This window comes from Occallatibacter sp., assembly GCF_049582745.1.
GTDB lineage: Bacteria > Acidobacteriota > Terriglobia > Terriglobales > Acidobacteriaceae > Telmatobacter.
In genome coordinates, this window is the sequence record NZ_JBAUUO010000107.1 from 1 (window position 1) to 16,827 (window position 16,827).

15 protein-coding genes are annotated in these 16,827 nt (G+C 58.7%); 7 read left to right on the top strand and 8 right to left on the bottom strand.

Going from position 1 to position 16,827, the window contains the following annotated elements:
* Window positions 1-105: 105 nt before the first annotated feature.
* The gene (locus tag WCA10_RS16195; protein WP_472823551.1) at window positions 106-1,485 is read right to left on the bottom strand and encodes an amidohydrolase; all 1,380 of its coding nucleotides are present in this window, start codon (window positions 1,483-1,485) and stop codon (window positions 106-108) included.
* Window positions 1,486-1,899: 414 nt separating this feature from the next.
* Here WCA10_RS16195 and WCA10_RS16200 point away from each other — a divergent pair, with 414 nt between their 5' ends.
* The 3 genes from WCA10_RS16200 to WCA10_RS16210 are packed head-to-tail and all read left to right on the top strand — an operon-like array spanning window position 1,900 to window position 3,648.
* A complete protein-coding gene (locus WCA10_RS16200) occupies window positions 1,900-2,445 on the top strand; it encodes an RNA polymerase sigma factor (protein ID WP_472823552.1) in 546 nt (181 codons plus the stop codon).
* A gap of 55 nt (window positions 2,446-2,500) precedes the next feature.
* Window positions 2,501-2,935 carry a hypothetical protein gene (locus WCA10_RS16205; RefSeq protein ID WP_472823553.1) on the top strand — a complete coding sequence of 145 codons (435 nt, stop codon included), beginning with the start codon at window positions 2,501-2,503 and terminating at the stop codon, window positions 2,933-2,935.
* A gap of 41 nt (window positions 2,936-2,976) precedes the next feature.
* A complete protein-coding gene (locus WCA10_RS16210) occupies window positions 2,977-3,648 on the top strand; it encodes a Spy/CpxP family protein refolding chaperone (RefSeq protein WP_472823554.1) in 672 nt (223 codons plus the stop codon).
* 293 nt (window positions 3,649-3,941) lie between these two features.
* On the opposite strand, the gene WCA10_RS16215 is transcribed toward WCA10_RS16210, so the two are convergent.
* The 4 genes from WCA10_RS16215 to WCA10_RS16230 all read right to left on the bottom strand — a co-directional run bounded on the left by WCA10_RS16215 (window position 3,942) and on the right by WCA10_RS16230 (window position 7,343).
* The gene (locus WCA10_RS16215; protein WP_472823555.1) at window positions 3,942-4,157 is read right to left on the bottom strand and encodes a hypothetical protein; all 216 of its coding nucleotides are present in this window, start codon (window positions 4,155-4,157) and stop codon (window positions 3,942-3,944) included.
* A 170-nt stretch (window positions 4,158-4,327) separates the two neighbouring features.
* Window positions 4,328-5,707, bottom strand: coding sequence for an NAD(P)(+) transhydrogenase (Re/Si-specific) subunit beta (locus WCA10_RS16220; protein WP_472823556.1), 1,380 nt, complete (start codon window positions 5,705-5,707; stop codon window positions 4,328-4,330).
* Window positions 5,704-6,027 (bottom strand): NAD(P) transhydrogenase subunit alpha part 2, encoded by a 324-nt coding sequence (locus WCA10_RS16225; protein ID WP_472823557.1) that lies wholly within the window; start codon window positions 6,025-6,027, stop codon window positions 5,704-5,706. The genes WCA10_RS16220 and WCA10_RS16225 overlap by 4 nt, the downstream gene beginning before the upstream one ends.
* Window positions 6,028-6,194: 167 nt before the next feature.
* Window positions 6,195-7,343 (bottom strand): NAD(P) transhydrogenase subunit alpha, encoded by a 1,149-nt coding sequence (locus tag WCA10_RS16230; RefSeq protein WP_472823558.1) that lies wholly within the window; start codon window positions 7,341-7,343, stop codon window positions 6,195-6,197.
* 406 nt (window positions 7,344-7,749) lie between these two features.
* Here WCA10_RS16230 and WCA10_RS16235 point away from each other — a divergent pair, with 406 nt between their 5' ends.
* The 3 genes from WCA10_RS16235 to WCA10_RS16245 all read left to right on the top strand — a co-directional run bounded on the left by WCA10_RS16235 (window position 7,750) and on the right by WCA10_RS16245 (window position 9,630).
* On the top strand, window positions 7,750-8,433 hold the full coding sequence (locus WCA10_RS16235) for a Crp/Fnr family transcriptional regulator (protein ID WP_472823559.1): 684 nt from the start codon (window positions 7,750-7,752) through the stop codon (window positions 8,431-8,433).
* 240 nt (window positions 8,434-8,673) lie between these two features.
* Window positions 8,674-9,012: a hypothetical protein gene (locus WCA10_RS16240; RefSeq protein ID WP_472823560.1), complete on the top strand. Its 339-nt coding sequence runs from the start codon at window positions 8,674-8,676 to the stop codon at window positions 9,010-9,012.
* A gap of 168 nt (window positions 9,013-9,180) precedes the next feature.
* The gene (locus WCA10_RS16245) at window positions 9,181-9,630 is read left to right on the top strand and encodes a DsrE family protein (protein WP_472823561.1); all 450 of its coding nucleotides are present in this window, start codon (window positions 9,181-9,183) and stop codon (window positions 9,628-9,630) included.
* 48 nt (window positions 9,631-9,678) lie between these two features.
* On the opposite strand, the gene WCA10_RS16250 is transcribed toward WCA10_RS16245, so the two are convergent.
* The 3 genes from WCA10_RS16250 to WCA10_RS16260 all read right to left on the bottom strand — a co-directional run bounded on the left by WCA10_RS16250 (window position 9,679) and on the right by WCA10_RS16260 (window position 16,053).
* A complete protein-coding gene (locus WCA10_RS16250; RefSeq protein ID WP_472823562.1) occupies window positions 9,679-12,396 on the bottom strand; it encodes a glycoside hydrolase family 3 C-terminal domain-containing protein in 2,718 nt (905 codons plus the stop codon).
* A gap of 218 nt (window positions 12,397-12,614) precedes the next feature.
* Window positions 12,615-14,399: a winged helix-turn-helix domain-containing protein gene (locus WCA10_RS16255; RefSeq protein WP_472823563.1), complete on the bottom strand. Its 1,785-nt coding sequence runs from the start codon at window positions 14,397-14,399 to the stop codon at window positions 12,615-12,617.
* A 442-nt stretch (window positions 14,400-14,841) separates the two neighbouring features.
* The gene (locus tag WCA10_RS16260) at window positions 14,842-16,053 is read right to left on the bottom strand and encodes a DUF481 domain-containing protein (protein WP_472823564.1); all 1,212 of its coding nucleotides are present in this window, start codon (window positions 16,051-16,053) and stop codon (window positions 14,842-14,844) included.
* A 175-nt stretch (window positions 16,054-16,228) separates the two neighbouring features.
* Between WCA10_RS16260 and WCA10_RS16265 the strand changes: the two genes are divergently transcribed.
* Window positions 16,229-16,822 carry a helix-turn-helix domain-containing protein gene (locus tag WCA10_RS16265; RefSeq protein ID WP_472823565.1) on the top strand — a complete coding sequence of 198 codons (594 nt, stop codon included), beginning with the start codon at window positions 16,229-16,231 and terminating at the stop codon, window positions 16,820-16,822.
* Window positions 16,823-16,827: the final 5 nt, after the last annotated feature.

Sequence of the window (16,827 nt, forward strand, 5' to 3'; positions counted from 1 at the left end):
GGGGAAACAGAAGCGTCTGGTTGACCGTGTCAGGTATGAAGTTCTGGCCCATGGCTCGAACATAAAACAGAACCGGCTCCCTACGCTATAGGCTCCGTCACGAATCTATGCCCGACACACACCTAGAGCGACTGGAATGCCTGCGACCAGCAAGGAACGAAGCGGCTGGGTCTTTGTCTTTTGAAAAACGTTGCGCAGACCAGGATTGAAATTTGCAAGGGCCAGATGGGTTGGATTCTGCACCACGACGATCCCCATTTTCTTCACCTGTGGAATCAAATCCGGTATGAGGCCGTCGCCGTGCTCGAAGCGGACTCGCTGTTTGGCCCAAACCTGCGCTCCGCCCGCGGATTGCATCGCGTTGAGCATCGCCGCAGCAGGCGGGTATGACGATACGTGAAGGAGCAGTTGATCGTGGTCGTGTAACGACTCGCGCAACATGGCGGCGAGCTCTGTTTTGGGGAACGTCAACTGCTCGTGTAGAACGAAATATTCCACAGTTGCAGGATCGTTGCGGGGTGCAAACGTTCCTTCAAGCGGAGTTCCATCGAGCATCCACTTGGTGCCACTGACGGTGATGAGGGGATTCGAGCTGTGTGGCGCAGGCCTGCCTTCCTGTATGTCGCGGCCGGCGGGAGTTGTCACCGGCATTCGCATGACGCGAACGCGAATGGGAGTGGGCATTTTCTCAAGGAGCGCGACGGCTCGATCGGGGGGCATGGAATTCGACATGTCCTGGATGGTCGTGATGCCCCATTTGGCGGCCGCAGAAAGGGTTTTGCGCAACTCCGCAAGAGCGTCGGCCTCGCTGATCTGGTTGGCAAAGGTGCGCTCAATATCGAATACGGCGTACTCGCGGATGACGCCGGTGAGTTTGCCGTCCGGGGACTTTTCGTACCGTCCTCCATCCGGGTCCGGCTGACCATCTCGAAGTCCAGCTCGCGCCAGCGCTGCACTGTTTATTATCCAAGCGTGGTTCGACAGAGTTTGAAGAATAACCGGGTTGTCGGGAGCCACCTGGTCGAGGGTGTTCCGATTTACAGAAGGATCGCGGAATATCTTCCAGGCCATTTCGCCGAAGATGAACGTTCCTTGCGGCGCCTTCAGCGCGGCTGCGGCAATCGCAGCCTTCATTTCAGGCCAGGCCGGATCCGGACTCGTAAGTTCCAGGTCAATGTGATGGGGAGGAGCGATTTCGAGGTGGTTGTGCGCGTCGTTGATTCCTGGAATTACGGTGCGGCCGCCGAGGTCGATTTGCTTCGTATGGGGTCCGACAAGAGATTTGATTTTCGCCGAGTCTCCGGTCGCCGTGATTCGGTCTCCGCGGATCGCGATAGCCTGCACGTAGGGTTGCGCGGCGATGCTGGTAAAGATCTTTCCGTTGAGCAGAACCAAGTCCGGGGCAGGCTGCTGGGCTTCTGCCGCGAGGGACGACAACGCCAGGACGAAGACGGCGACGCAGGTTTTGATTGATCTGCTGACCATGTTTGCCTCGCTTTTTTCCAAATCAGATTCTCAGCGAAGAAGACGATTAAGATCGGTGCTTTCCCAGCGCCAAAAGCGATCCGTTTCGAGTTTGCGGAGGGCAGGGTCTGGGGCGGGCACCCGGCTCTTGTCTATGGGGAACTTCTAGGGTTGAGGGGATGCCGGAGGAACGGATCGAATTCTATCTCCAGCGCGGGGATGGATCAGGTTTGTTGTTGGCGTAACGGGGATTCGCTGTCGGTCACCCCTGCAGGAATGCGGAGGGGAAGGGGTTTGAGCGGCTTTCCTGTGGGGCGACTCGTCAGAATGAGAGAGCAACAGGTACCTAATTCCACAAATGGCAGGGCGGCTGTAAACCTGGGACTCAATGGGGCGTCTACCCAAGTGATGGCAGCCTGCACAGCATTGGAACCAATGAGCAAGGCTACGGCGGAAGAGATTGCCGCGCAGGAGTTTGACGGTGTGGTGAGCAGCCACAGGCCGCAGATTTTTCGATTTCTGCTGGCATCGACGCGGGATGTGGACCTGGCCGAGACGCTGACGCAAGACTGTTTTTTGAAGGCGCACCGGAACTGGTCGAATTTCAGGGGCGAATCGAGCGCGCTGACCTGGTTGATGCGGATTGCGATCAACCTGCAGAAGGACCACTGGCGAAACCGGCGGATGCAGTTCTGGCGGCATACGCGGACCAATGCGGTGGATCTGGACGAAGCCAGCGACTGGCTGCCCAGCGGCGAGCGCACCGTGGAGCAGCGGATGCTGGCGCGGGAGCAGGTGGGACAGGTGTGGCGCTCGGTGGAGAATCTGAGCGAGCGGCAGCGAACTGTGTTTCTGCTCCGCTTTGTGGATGAGATGGAGTTGAAAGAGATCGCGGCCATGACCGGCATGGGTGAGGGAACGGTAAAGGCACATCTGTCGCGGGCGCTGGCGCGGGTGCGGAAGGAATTTGGTAGGGACTAAAGGACGTAGGGACATAGGGACTAGGGACATAGGGACTAGGGACAGAGGATTCGGTATGAAATTCAATGACGAACACGGAAAGACGGCCGGAGAGCTGGAAAAACTGGAAACGCTGGAGCCGGAACTGCGCGAAGCGCTGGGCAATTTCAAAGCGAGTGTGGATGCGTGGAGCGATGCGATGACGAGCCGTCCGCGCGAAGCTAAGGCGCCGGCAAGGGCGAACTGGAGCGCGATAACCAAGTGGGCGCTGGGGTGCGTGGTGTTTGCGGGGACGGTTTCAGGCGGGGTGTACCAGAATTACCGGCAGCAGGAAGCTGCGAAGGTGGAGGCGGCACGCATCGCCGAGCAGCAGCGTGAGCTGGCCGCGACCAAGGTGAAGATCCAGGACGATGACCTGATGGCGAATGTGGATAGCGACATTGCGCGGGAAGTTCCGAGCGCGCTGGAGCCGATGGCATCGTTGATGACGGACGATAGCCGAGGCAATTGAAAGAATTAATGATTTGCGGAAATTCAACGAAGGAGAAAGACATGAAACTTCAAATGGCAGTACGGTTGGGAATTGTGATTGCGGCAACTTTTGCCGCCGGCGTGGCGGTGGCACAGGGACCGGGTGGCCCGGGCGGAATGGGACCGGGTGGTATGGGACCGGGTGGTCCGGGATTTGGGGACCATCGGCCTCCCATGGAAAGGGCGATGCGCGGCGAACATGGACAGTGGTGGAACAATCCCAAGGTCGCCGAGAAGCTGAAACTCACCGACGATCAGCGCAAGGCGATGGACGCGATTTTCCAGCAGCATCGCGAAAAGCTTGTCGACCTGCGCGGAAACGTGGAGAAGGCGGAGATTGAGATGGAGCCGCTGGTGAAGGCGGATCAGCCGAATGAGCAGGCGGTGCTGGCGCAGATCGACAAGGTGGCGCAGGCGCGGGCTGAGCTGGAAAAGGCGAATGCCCGCTTCCTTTTTGAGTTGCGCGCCAAGCTGACGCCGGAACAATGGAAGCAGGTTCAGGAATTCCGCCAGAACCGGCCGGAGATACGCCGGGATTGGAGAAATGGCGATCGTGGTCCCAGGGGCAGAAACGATCGTAGCCCCGGAGACGGAAATGATAAAGCTGCGCCTCCGCCGCCTCCCGGGCCACAGGGCATGCTGGACGATGGGGGCCCCGGTGGAGATTCTTCCGCGCCGAGTGTAAACCAGTAGCGGAGATTTTCCGTCATTTGAAGTGTAAGCAGAGAGCAAATGCGGTTTTAGTTAATACCGGTGGCGGCAGAGGGCGATCCTTCTGCCGCCGATTTATTTTGAAGCATGGGATGAGGAAGTCCGGGGATCGAGCACATCCAGGCCGAAGGCTTGCAGGGGATGTTAACGAAAAGAGAACTTCCGGTTAGATGGTGATACACCCCGGATGCGAACATCGACTCACGCTTTTGCGCTTGTTGGCTTCGGAAGCCGGTCGGAACGAAAGTCCCCGGGGCTGTGCCGGGGACGACAAGTCAGCCTAAAATCTCTGAAGGCTCAACATGAGAGTACGCATTTTCCCGGACGCATTGATCGTCGTCCTCGCGCTCCTTGGCGCTCTGAGTCTGATCGACGAATTGTGGCGCGCGCCAACGCCATTTCCACTCGTTCAGTTTCTTCAGGCGCATCATCTGTGGCGCATTTGGCTCGAATTGAGGTGGCAACATATGTATTCGCATGAGGTTCTTCATTTCCTTTCCGGCGTCGTCGGCTCTATCGTGGGATGCTGGATTTACTTTGCAGTCCAAAGGAAAAGGAATGACTCCAAATGATGGACTCCGAGAGAGTTGTGGTCCATCCGGGCGTGTCCATCCGGGCGTTACTTTTTCGGCAATATTTCCCTAATCCCTATTCCCTGCATTTACACATGCTGGACGGCCTGGGCGAGGTGGGTGAGGCTGGATTTGGCGTCGCCGTAGAGCATGGACGTGCAGGATTTGAAGAAGAGCGGATTCTCCAGCCCGGAGAATCCGCGGCCCTGTCCGCGCTTGAGCACGATCACACTTTTGGCGCGATCAACTTCGAGGATAGGCATGCCGGCAATGAGGGACTTGGGATTGTCGCGCGCATCGGGATTGACGACGTCGTTGGCGCCGATGACGACGGCTACGTCCGTGGTTGGGAATTCGGGATTGATCTGCTCCATCTCGTACAGCGATGAATAGGGCACGTTGGCTTCGGCAAGGAGGACATTCATGTGTCCGGGCATGCGTCCGGCAACGGGATGGATGGCGTACTTGACGGTGACGCCGCGTTCTTCAAGGAGTTCGGCGAGTTCGCGCACGGCGTGCTGGGCCTGGGCAGTCGCAAGTCCGTAGCCGGGCACAAAGATCACGCGGCTGGCGAAGGCCAGTTGCATGGCGGCATCGTCGAGGGAGATTTCGCGCATTACTCCGCCGGCGTCGGTGGTGGCTTCGGCGATCACGGCGCCGAATCCGCCGAAGAGAACGTTGGTGATGGAGCGGTTCATAGCCTTGCACATCAGAACCGAAAGAATAAACCCTGAGAATCCGTCGAGCGTGCCGGCGATGATGAGCACGTTGTTGCCGAGGACGAAGCCCGTGGCCGCGGCGGCGAGGCCGGCGTAGGAGTTCAGCAGCGACATCACGACTGGCATGTCCGCCGAGCCGATGGGGATGACGAGCATGACGCCGAATACGAAGGCCAGCCCAAGCATGATGTAGAAGACAGCCGTCTTTTCAGGGTGCGCGATGAAGATGAAAAAACACGTCGTCATCACGAGGAAGATGAGGGCATTGACGACGTTCTGGCCCTTGAACTGGACCGGCTTGCCGTGGATGACGCCCTGCAGCTTTCCGGCAGCGATGAGAGAGCCGGTTGTCGTCAAGGCGCCCAGCATCACTTCAAAGCCAAGGGCGGTGCGGGTGACGGGGTGCATTTCGCCGGCGTGGACAAGGAATTCGCCAACGCCGACGAGGGCCGCGGCCAGCGCTCCGAAGGCGTGGGAGAGCGCGGTTCGCTGCGGCATGGCGGTCATCGGAACCCAGATGGCCATCCATGCGCCGATGATGGATCCGATGGAGAGACCCGCGATGATCCAGACCCAGGTAACGATGTGCGCGCCGATGAGGGTGCCGAGGATGGCGGCGAGCATTCCGCCTTCCGCGAGGAACATGCCGCGTCGCGCTGTTTCTGGGTGCGACATGCCCTTGAGCGCGAAGACGAAGAGGATGGAGGCGACGAGGTACGTGGCTTCCATGAAGTAGGTGGACAGGGTCATTTGGCCACCGCCTTTTCCGCAGGCTTGGTTTCCTTGCGCTTGTTGAACATCTTGAGCATGCGGTCGGTGATGCCGAATCCGCCGACCACATTGATGGTGGCGGTGGTAACGGCAACGAATCCGAGGATGTGCGCAAACAGTGGATAGTGCGCGGCTCCGGCCAGCACGATCGAACCGATCAGCGAGATGCCCGAGATGGCGTTGGTGGCCGACATCAGCGGCGTATGCAGCAGAGGTGGCACGCGGCTGATGACCTGATAGCCCAGGAAAGCGGCCAGGGCGAATACGTAAACCGAAGCGATAAGAACAGCGGGAGTCATGGTTGTTCCAGAAGAGCAGCGGCGTCAGGGTTGTGTGGCGGCACTTTGCACCGTTTGGCCGGTTAGCAAGTTAGCTGGTGCTTCGCACCGGTTAGCGAGTTGGCGAGTTGGTGGAGACTTGCATCCCAAGTTTCAAAAAGCGACACATGGGCACCCAGTGTTTTCAATTAACTGGCGGCACTTGTTGTTTCGAGCAGCTTGACGACGCGCGGATTTACGGGACTGCCTTTGTGGGCGACACAGGCTCCGGCCAGGACTTCATCACCCAGGTCGATGCCGAGTTCGCCCTTCTTCACGATCAGGGAAAGAAAGTTGAGGATATTGCGTGCATAGAGGGCACTGGCGTCGACCGGACACTCCGCCGCAATGTTTATCGGCGCCATCAGGGTGACGCTGCCGATGGTCTGTGTCAGGCCTGGAATCGTCAGTTCGCAATTCCCTCCCGCGGGCGCGGCGAGATCGACCAGCACCGAGCCCGGTCGCATGGCTTCGATGGCCTCACGTCGAATGAGCCGCGGCGCGGGGCGACCCGGGACCTGTGCTGTGGTGATGACAACATCGGAATGGGCAGCCGTGCGCACGATTAGATCGCGGCCCCGGTCGAGGGCTTCTTCGCTGAGTTCGGCGGCATAGCCTCCGCCGCCCTCGGTGTTGGTGCCGCCGAGATCAACGTCGAGAAACTTGGCACCTAGCGAGCGGACCTGCTCTCCGGCGGCTGCGCGCACGTCGTAGGCTTCAACGACGGCGCCAAGGCGGCGGGCGGTGGCAATGGCTTGCAGGCCTGCCACACCGGCGCCGATCACGAAAATGCGTGCGGGCGGAATGGTTCCGGCGGCCGTCATCAGCATGGGGAAGAGGCGCGGCAGGATTCCGGCAGCATTGATAACGGCTTTGTACCCGGCAACGGTGGCCATCGAAGAGAGCGCGTCCATCGACTGGGCGCGGCTGATGCGCGGCACCAGTTCCATGCTGAACAAGGTCACGTGCAGGGCGATGGCTGTTGCCAGCGCCGAGGGAGCGTCGAGCGGACGCAGAAATCCGATGACGACGGCGCCGGATGTGAGCAACGCCTGGTCAGAGGCACCGGGCGCGTTGACCACCGGAATCAGATCGGCCTCGCCGAGAAGGTAGGGGCGGTCGCCGGTGACGGTGGCGCCCACGGCTGTGTAGGCCGCGTCGCTCGCTCCTGACGCCTTGCCCGCACCGGATTCAACGACGACCGTAATGCCCTGGGCGATGAGTGATTTCAGGCTCTCGGGAAGAAGAGAGACACGGGTCTCGCCGAGAGCGGTTTCCTTGAGAATGCCGAGGAGCAATTTGCCTCCAGGTCGATGCGTGGGGTAGGACGCCTACAACGGTACGCGGAAAGGCGTGCCGCGTCATCCTGAAAAGAATTATTGAACCTGGGAGGGGGTGAATCGTGTGATATTGGTCACTCGGGGCGGTCGATGTTCGGGATTTTGGATTACGATGTCGGCGAGAGATCGCGATGTCCGAGGATTTTGAGGGCGGCTGTACGGGGCCGGGCACAATGTCGGTTATCCCTTAGAAATGCTCCCGAGGCTAATCAGCCCAAACTACCGTGCCGGTGCTAAGCTTTAGACCTTGGAACTGCGACTGCTTCTGACATACGACTTACATGTTGGAGCAGGCATCTAAAGCCACCGGCGGGGTGCCAAGATTGGGGACGACTTGCACGCGAACAAATTCAAGAACAGTCTCTTGAATGCCTTAGATGCGGACACAATCCGACGTCTGGCGTTGAAGCCTGTTGAGTTTGAGGTGATGCACGAAATCGAGTTCCCTGGGCGTCCGATCGATCAGGTCTATTTTCTGGAAGAGGGGATGGCGTCGATGACCGCGACCTTCAAAGATGGAGATCAGGTCGAGGTTGGGATGTTCGGATTCGAGTCCGTTATTGGCATATCCGCTCTCATGGGTACAAAGAGGAGTCTGAACCGCGTCTACACGCAGATTGCGGGCCATGGCTACTCAACCTCTCTTGAAGCCGCAAGAACTGAGTTCCGGCTGGGCGGTCTTTTCCAAGATCTGGTATTGCACTATGTTCAGGCACAACTCGTTCAGGCGATGCAGTCTGCCGGATGCAATGCAAAGCACAACTTTGAGCAGAGGCTCGCGCGGTGGCTTCTAATCTGCGCCGACCGCGCGCACTCGAACTCGTTCAAGATGTCGCATGAGTTTCTCGCGGATATGTTAGGAGCGGGCCGTCCAACGGTTACCATCACCGCCGGAATTCTCAAGCGAAAAGGACTCATTGAATACTCGCGGGGTAAGATCCACATTCTGGATGTTCCTGGCCTTGCCGCGACTTCGTGCGAGTGCTACAAGATCATCAAGAATCACCTGGACAATTATGCGGAGTTCGATTCCGCAATCCTTGCCTAGCTGCTCGATCCGCTTCGGGCGCGTGGTCACCGGTGCCATCGACGGAGCCCTGCACCGAAGTTCGTGCAAATGGGTTTGGCGCGGTCACGCGCTGGACTTCGACTGAAAAGGGTGATTGAGCGCCAAGAGGGCGAATCGTGCGATGCCGGGCACCCGGAAATCGAGCCGAACGTGTCACTTGCGAACGTGTACATCCTCGATCAAACTTTCGGTCTCGAAACACTCAGTGAGGTGACTCAAATGAGGCCTGACCGACCCTTGATCCTCTCCGTTCTCTTAATGGCAGCCGGTCTCGGACTGACATTTTTCTATTGCACTGGGAATGTTGGTTTGAATGCAGCCTACCCGCTGTCGGGGGCGGCTTTGAAAATCAATCTCGCGACCTATGGTCCCGCCGCTCTCGGTGGACCCGCGCTTACCGCGCTGGGGCTGGTGCTGCTGCTCTGGTCCTGGATTTGCGCGATCTTCAGGCAGATGGGCCTGTTTGGAACCCCCGCAGACCGCGGGGAGGAAGGTCCAACGCGCCTGTTCGGCCCGTCAACAGACCACGGAGAAGAGCCAAGCAGGCAACTGCAATAGGCAACGGCACCTGCTCCCACATCTCCATATCGCAATTGCCGCGCCCTTCGTGTGCCCGCAAGTTGATTGTGCCTCTGAGTTGATGTTGATAATCCGTGGCGCACCGCGAATTCACGTGTGGGAATTGGCAGGAGTGCTATACTTCGGCTCCGCAATGTGGGGGTCAATATGGCACGTCGTTCGTTTCTGCGTCAGATGTTTGTGCTTCCCTTCGTTGGTGTTGCTTCGAGTTGGGGGCAAAGCAGTGGTCACAAACAGTTAAACATCATGATGAAGAGCGCCTGGGGATCGGATGATCCCACCAAGGCTGCATTTCCTTTCCTTCATGGTCTGGCACTCTCAGAGGCAGGGCATACGGTCCAAATATTTCTGCTCGGCGAAGCGGTCTCGCTGATGCGATCTTCTGTTGCCGCCGCTGTGGTGCCAGTTGGATGGCCGCCCCTCGAAGGCACTCTCAAAAAAGTGGCCGACCGGAAGGTCCAGATCTACGCGTGCGGAGCCTGCTGTCGCGCCCGCAGTGTTGTGCAGACAGATCTGGATCAATGGGGAGCAAAGTTTGGCAGCCCCCCGATCTTTGTCTCCCTGGTAGAGTGGGCGAACCGTGTAATCACAGAGTAAGGAAGGGTACGGGCAGACATCCAAAGTCCGCCCGCATCTGTGTTGCCGTTATTTCGGCAGCGGGGCCGTTCCTGCCACTGTGAATGCTGCTTCGGATTTTGCTTCGGCTTCTTCGGGCTGTGCGCCGCCGAGGGTGAGGATGTATCTGCCTGCGAGGATGGAGCGGTTGCCCTGGTCGTCGACGCTGGAGAGCGAGCGCGGATCGATCTTGAGCGTGACTTCCTTGCTGGCGCCGGGACCGATGGTGACGCGAGCAAAGCCGACAAGAGAATGGATCGGACCACCTTCCTGCGGTGTCTTCAGATAGGCTTCGACAACTTCATCGCCAGTCATGGTTCCGCTGTTGGTGACGGTGACGGTGGCGGTGATCGGGGCATTTAGCGCTTCGGGGGCCTTGAGCGTGGAAGCAGAAAGCTTGATCGGCCCATAGGTGAATTTGGAGTAACTGAGGCCGTAGCCGAATCCCCAGAGCGGTTTGCCGGTGAAGTAACGGTAGGTACGGCGTTTCAGCGAGTAGTCAGTAAACGCCGGCAAGCCATCGAGCGATTTGTAGAAGGTCACGGGCAAACGGCCGGCGGGGTTGTTGAGTCCGGCGAGGGTGCGGGCGATCGCGTCTCCGCCTTCGACGCCGGGATACCACGCCTCAAGCACTGCGGCGGCATGCTCGTTGGCCCAGTTGAGGGCGACGGCACTGCCGCTCTGCAGCACAACGACGAGCGGCTTGCCAGTGGCGGCGAGGGCCTGGAGCAATTTCTCCTGCGGTTCCGGCAGATCGAGGCTGGTACGGTCGCCGCCGCTGAAGCCGGGAATCTTGATGGGCATCTCTTCGCCTTCGAGCTGCGGAGAGAGGCCGACGAAAGCGACCACGACACTTGCTTCTTTGGCGCGGGCGACAGCTTCATCGAGCTGCGCATGGGCAGGAGCTTGCCACTTGAGCGTGATGCCGCCGCCGGACCGGTCGGCGGAGTGGGAGTATTCGAGCTTGAATTCGTGCTCCTTGGTGTCGGTGAAGTCGACTGGAATCTGCGGGACTTTGACATTCAACTGTTCGGGCGGCGCGGTGGGTGAGGCTCCGGGAGCGGACTTGAAGTGTCCCATCTGCGAGAGATCGCGGCCCTGGCGCAGTTTTCCTTCACCGAGGATCTTGCCATCGAGAATGAAGCGATATGTCTCGTCGGGGGTGTACGGGAATGCGTCGCCGGGTTCGATCGAGAAAACGTAGTGGCCGGATGCGGGCGCGGCGATCGATCCGCTCCAGCGTACGGAGTAGTTGTGCGTATCGACCTCCGGGTTCGGCTTGGCATTTTCCCAGTCGGCCTGGATCAGGTGTTCGGTTTCCGTCGCGACGGGGCGGCCGGTCCAATCCGGCGTGGCAAAGAATTCCGTCTTCAGGCCTTTGTTCAGCCCGAATGCCGTACGCGGAACGGGCACAGCAAAGCCCTCGGCAAGCGTGGAGCCCTGTGCGTAGAGGATGGGCGTGCTCTTGAACCGATTCATCATGCCGTCGAGTGGAGTAACGGGATGAAGAGGCGTGCCGACGTAGTTGCCTAGAATGGATGGCAGCAAATCGGCCGCGGGACCAATGACGGCAATCCTTTCCGGCACCTTGAGCGGCAGAATGCCGTTGTTCTTGAGCAGGACGATGCTTTCTTCAGCAGCTTTGAGCGAGGTCTGACGATTGGACTCGGATGCGACCGCGGAGAAGGGAATGCGATCGAGCGAAGAGCCTTGCGGATCGAACATGCCGAGTTGGAAGCGCGCGGTATAGAGACGCTCGGCGGCCTGTGTGACCAGGTCTTCGGTTACGAGTCCCTTGCGCACGGCGTCGGCGAGGGTGTTGAAGCCGGGCGTCCACATACTGCAGGAGAGGTCGGTGCCTCCCTGGAGAGAAAGCGCAGCCGCATGTTCGATGTCGGTGGTCTTTTTGTGGCCCTGATAGACGTCGACGATGGCGCCGCAGTCGGAAACAACGAATCCCTTGAATCCCCAGGCATCGCGGAGGTGATCTTTCAGCAGCATCTTGTTGGTGCAGGCCGGCCAGTCGTCGATCGAGTTGTAGGCGCACATGACGGATTGCACATGGCCTTCGGTGACGGTGGCGCGGAAGGCGGGGAGGTAGGTTTCTTCGAGGTCGCGGGGGCTGGGATCGACGTTAAAGCCGTGACGCAATTGTTCGGGTCCGCTATGCACGGCGAAGTGTTTGCTGGTGGCGACGGCGCGCAGATGCTCGAGATCGCTGCCTTGCACGCCACCGATGAAGGCGATGCCCATGCGGCCGGTGAGGTAAGGATCTTCGCCGTACGTCTCCTGCCCGCGGCCCCAGCGCGGATCGCGAAAGATGTTGATGTTCGGTGACCAGAAGGTCAAACCGTAAAAGATGCGGTGGTTGCCTTCGCGCTGGGCCTGGTTGTACTTGGCGCGGGCTTCAGAGGAAATGACGTTGCCCATGCCCTGCACCATGCGCGGATCCCATGTGGCCGCCATGCCGATGGCCTGCGGAAAGACGGTGGCATATCCGGCGCGAGCGACGCCGTGCAGCGCTTCATTCCATGTCTGGTAGTCGGGAATGCCCAGCCTTGGGATGGCGGTCGCCCAGTCTTCGAGCTGCGAGGCTTTTTCATCCAGCGTCATGCGGCCCACCAGGTCGTGCGCACGTTCTTGCGGCGAGAGATTTGCGTTGAGGTAGGCAGGTTGCTGAGCGGCGGAGGTGGTGACAAAACCAGCGGAAGTGAAAAGCGAAATGAAAAGCCAGCGACGAAGCGGCATGGGTCGTTCTCCATTGACTGCACTCGGTGTTATAAAAAAGATCGGTTTCATTTCCCGGCAAAGCCGGCCGACGAAGAACCGGCGATGAGTGCACTGGAGTGCGCCAGATTCCGCCCTTGCAAGAGATAAGTTCAGCCGGGAGAAATTTACTAGGTCAGGGCCATCATTGGCGAGGTTTATCGGTTTACTTCGAGAGAGTTTGCCGAATCGGCCGGGGACTAAAGGTCGCCGGCACTCTTCATGTCGTCCGCATTCTCCATCTGCTCGAGAATCCCGCGCATTCTGGCGAATTGAGGATGGCCCTGCAACGGTGCGAGACGAGGATCAGCAAGCGCCTGGAAGAACCAGGGACATCGCGAATCGGCGGCAGTCTGCAGTTCCGCAAGGGCGCCGTCGGTGTCTCCCAAAGCAACACAGATTGTCGCGGTAAGAGAACTCAAAACAAAGCGTTCACGGCTCAGCCACTGCAACCGTTCCAGAATGGCGCGAGCTTCGTCGAGGCGTCCGCCTTGAGCAAGCGTGTAGCCGTAGACGCCCGCAGCGGGATCGAAGTAGGGCAATCGGCGGACCAGATTCTCCGATACAGCGATGGCGTTATCGGTCTTGCCGTTGAAGGCAAGGATGATGGCGCCGTAGATATTGCTGCTCTCGTGATCAGGAAAAAGGTCGAGCGCGTGCTCCGCCTGCGCAACGCTCCTGGCCGATTCGCCGGCCAGGTGAAAGGCCCAAGCAAGGCGAGCGTTCAGCCAGGGTGAATATGGATCGGACTGCAGCGCGTCGTTGAGCATGGTGATGGCTTCAGAAAAGCGATGCCGACTGAGAGCGAACATTGTACGGAGGCGCGTAATCGAGGTCTCGTGAGGAAGATGGGCGCTGGCCGAGAAAGCGCGGACGGCGCCCGCTAAGTCATGGTCGACGTGAAAACGCATCCAACCCATCGGTGGAAGGATCGCCTCTGCACCTTCAGCGTAGGGTGGAATGGCCTCGGCAGCAAGCCGTACTTGTTCGGACGCCTGTGCAGGGGCGGTAAATCCGCAGAGGATCTGGATCACGCTTGCATTTGCGAGATCAACATGCGCTGCATAAAGCGACGGATCGTGTTCGATCGCGCGCGAGAGATGCTGGATCCCGTCCTGCATGCGGTGGCGTTGCAGAGTCTGCCATTCGTGGTGTCCGCGCAGGAACAACCTATAGGCTTCGCGGCGTTCAGGGTTCTGCTCACTGCCGGAAGCGGGCGACTGCGGTTTGGATTGAAACGGATCGCAGGACCCAAGGCGAACAAAGAGACGATGAGCCAATTCCGATTCCAAGCCCGCAACTCTTGACTGCGGAACAAGCATGTCTTCAACCCAGATCTGGGTGCCGTCGGCCACGCGAATCATCTCGGCGCGGAGTCGAAAATGCAAAGGCAGCGAGCGCAGAGTTCCAGTAAGCACAAGATCGGCGCGGAGCGCTTCGCCCACCTGCTGCGCGTGCATTCCGCGTGCGGCGAGGGAGAAGGCCGAATCTCTGGCAAGCACGCGAACCGGTAAGAGGGGATCGCCCGTGAGAAGCGCGATGGTCTCTTCCGCGATTGAGGATCCGAGGTAGGGCTCGACATTCGTCTCCGCCGAAAACGGCATGATGACCAGGCGCGGTCTCTCTTCATCATCATTCGCCACGCTCTTGTGCACTTCCGCGAAAAGCCGGTAACCGCGCTTATACACAGTCTGAATGCAGTCGTCGGGCGCGAGCAATTCGCGGAGCGATGACATGCATTTGGACACGCTGTCGTCGGTGACGTGTACACCGACCCAGAGCGCATTCTTGAGTTGTTGATGAGTCAGGATCTGACCAGCGTGAGCGAGCAGAAGCTTCAGAGCCGCCAATTCTTTGGGAGGAAGATGAATGATTTCGTCGCCGCGCGCAAGTGTATCGTCGGGATCGAGATGAAGATTTCCAAACGTGAATGCGCGACCGGGGAATTCAGGTGAACTCGCTGCCGAACTAGACTCAACCATCATCTTCCTTAAAGTTCCGAACAGTCTGCTTTGCTGGCCCATTAAACTCCAAAGGCGTGAGGCCTACTTTGGTGGTATCGAACTCTGTCTCGAAACCAAGGGGAAGAGCGAGGACCGAAAATTCCTCCGATCTGGATGAATTGAAGCAAAACCAGTTTCGAATCGCGCACCAATTATGTATCTAAACTGCAACATTGCCGTGTGATGAGCAATGGAAAACCCGCGGAGATTTAGTAACTTTCCGCAAAGTTACCCTGGTTGTTTCACTATGGGAAAAACATGGCGATTTTTATTGCGGAGGGCGAACAGGCTTCAGGGGCGGGATGTTTCTGGAGGCATGTCTCATCACGGCGGCAGCGCTTGCGGTCGATCCAAAAGGTGAGTCCCGCCGGGGGGCGGGACTCGAGAAAACCCGGATGAAGGGGGCGAGAGGCTGTTTCCGGTTCTAATACTTCGATTTGATCGCGTAGGTAATGCCCATGGTGAACTGGAAGGAATTGTGTTTGGTGGGCGGTTCCGACGACGGTGTGTCGTTGAGATAGCTGTCCAGCGTTCCGAGAGAGAAACTCAGATTCTTGTACGCCGGAAACGCGAGCGTATTGGTTTCATCCGCGGAATAGGCGTGCGGATGATTGAACGCAGGGATGAAAGCGAGTCCTTGCGTATAGGTCACGAGCTTGCGATGAAGAACGTAGGACAGCGAGATCGTCGACCCGATGAGATTCTCGTTCGTCGTCGAGCCGGTGATAAATTGCTGCTTCTCGTATTGGATCGTTGCTTTGAGGTCGGCTTCCTGTTTGGGAGTCTTGAGCGCGGTCCATCCGATACCGCCGCCGTAGATCTGCTGCAGGTCGAGGTCCTGGGCGAAGTTGTGATCGAAGGCCGTTTGCCCGAGGGCGAAGAAGCGCGGCGAGAAGTATTCATCGCGTTCTGCGTCGGCGTGGTAAAGGGCGGACTTGGTGACGATCGCAGCGACGAAGACAGGAGGCGTGGTTCCCGTTGCGGGAATTGTGAAGGACGGTTGCGTGATTTTTCCGTAGGAGCCGGTGAAATCGAAGGACGTGCGATCGCGCGGGTTGAGCCAACTCGCGGTGGGCACCACGCGCACCATGCCTACGCCGCCGGAGAAGGTGTACTGATTCTGGGTTGCCGTAACGATGGCAGCACCGGCAGTGGCAGCGCCATTCCAGCCGGAGAGGAAGCCGGGAGAGTGGAAGAGCTGTTTATCGAGGGTGGCCTTGTCCACAATGAATGCCGCATCGGCAACGGGAATCGGCGCGGGAGCCGCGGCGCTGTCGGTGTGCAGGGCGACTGACTGATTTGTCACTTCGATTGTGCCGGTGGGGATTGAGCGGGAGCTTTTCTTGCCGCGAATCTTCACGTTTTTGTCGATCACGGCGAAGCTGCCTGCGGTATGCAGTTCCTTGATTTTGCCCCATTCGAGGGTGACATCGCCGAGGGGATCGGAATGGAACGTGACTTTGCCGCCAATTTCGCTCACGAATTTTCCGTGCAGGGTATCTCCGTTGCTGAGGACGAGAGTGTCAGGCGGTGTATTTTGAGCAGCGAGATGTGCGGTAGACGTAAGTGAGATGAAGAAGATTGCGATGGCCGTAAGGACGTAGCGAGAATGCGGGAGAAAAGGAAGCAGGGTCATGGGGGATGATCCTTTGCATGAATTTTGAAAGCTCTACAGATGTGTGTCGGGCCGAATCCAAGAACGCTTTCATCATGCTAAAACGTTGCTCTCCAACGCGCCACCTTTCATAATTCAGAAATCCTTCAGAAGATGGAAGATGGATTTGCGGAAGACTCTATGCGAGGTAATTGTCATGGCGAATGGACCGTCTTACGCGCGCTGGTCACTTGAGCCCTACAGCATCGGCATGAAGCTGCGCTCGCTGCGCACGCAAAAGCATCTGACGCTTTCGCGGCTTGCGGCAGAAACTGGCTTGTCGACCGCACTGCTGTCAAAACTGGAAACCGACCGGATGATTCCCACTTTGCCGACGCTGGCGAATATCTGCCGGGTTTATGGCGTCGGAATGAGCTATTTCTTCAGCGACGCCACAAAGCATACGCTGGCCATCACCCGGAAAGCCCACCTGGTTGGAAATGGGAGAGGCCAGGAGGCGGCGAAGCAGATTCCGCTTCACGCACCGAGCATCGACGCGCGGCTGATTGCTCGCATCATGGAGTATCCTTGCGGCGCCGTAGGCCTTTTGTCTGAAGCTGGTCGATCCGAGTGCGCCGTGGTCTACGTGATCGAGGGCAAATTGTATCTGGACTCGGGTGGCATGCACGAGGTTCTTGAGACCGGAGACTGCGCCTATGTCGACAGCGAGATGGCCATGGCATGGAGTGCAGGAGATTCTGGCCGCTGCCGCGCGCTCGTTGTCACTCCTGGAGGCTCGCGCAAGATTTGATTCAG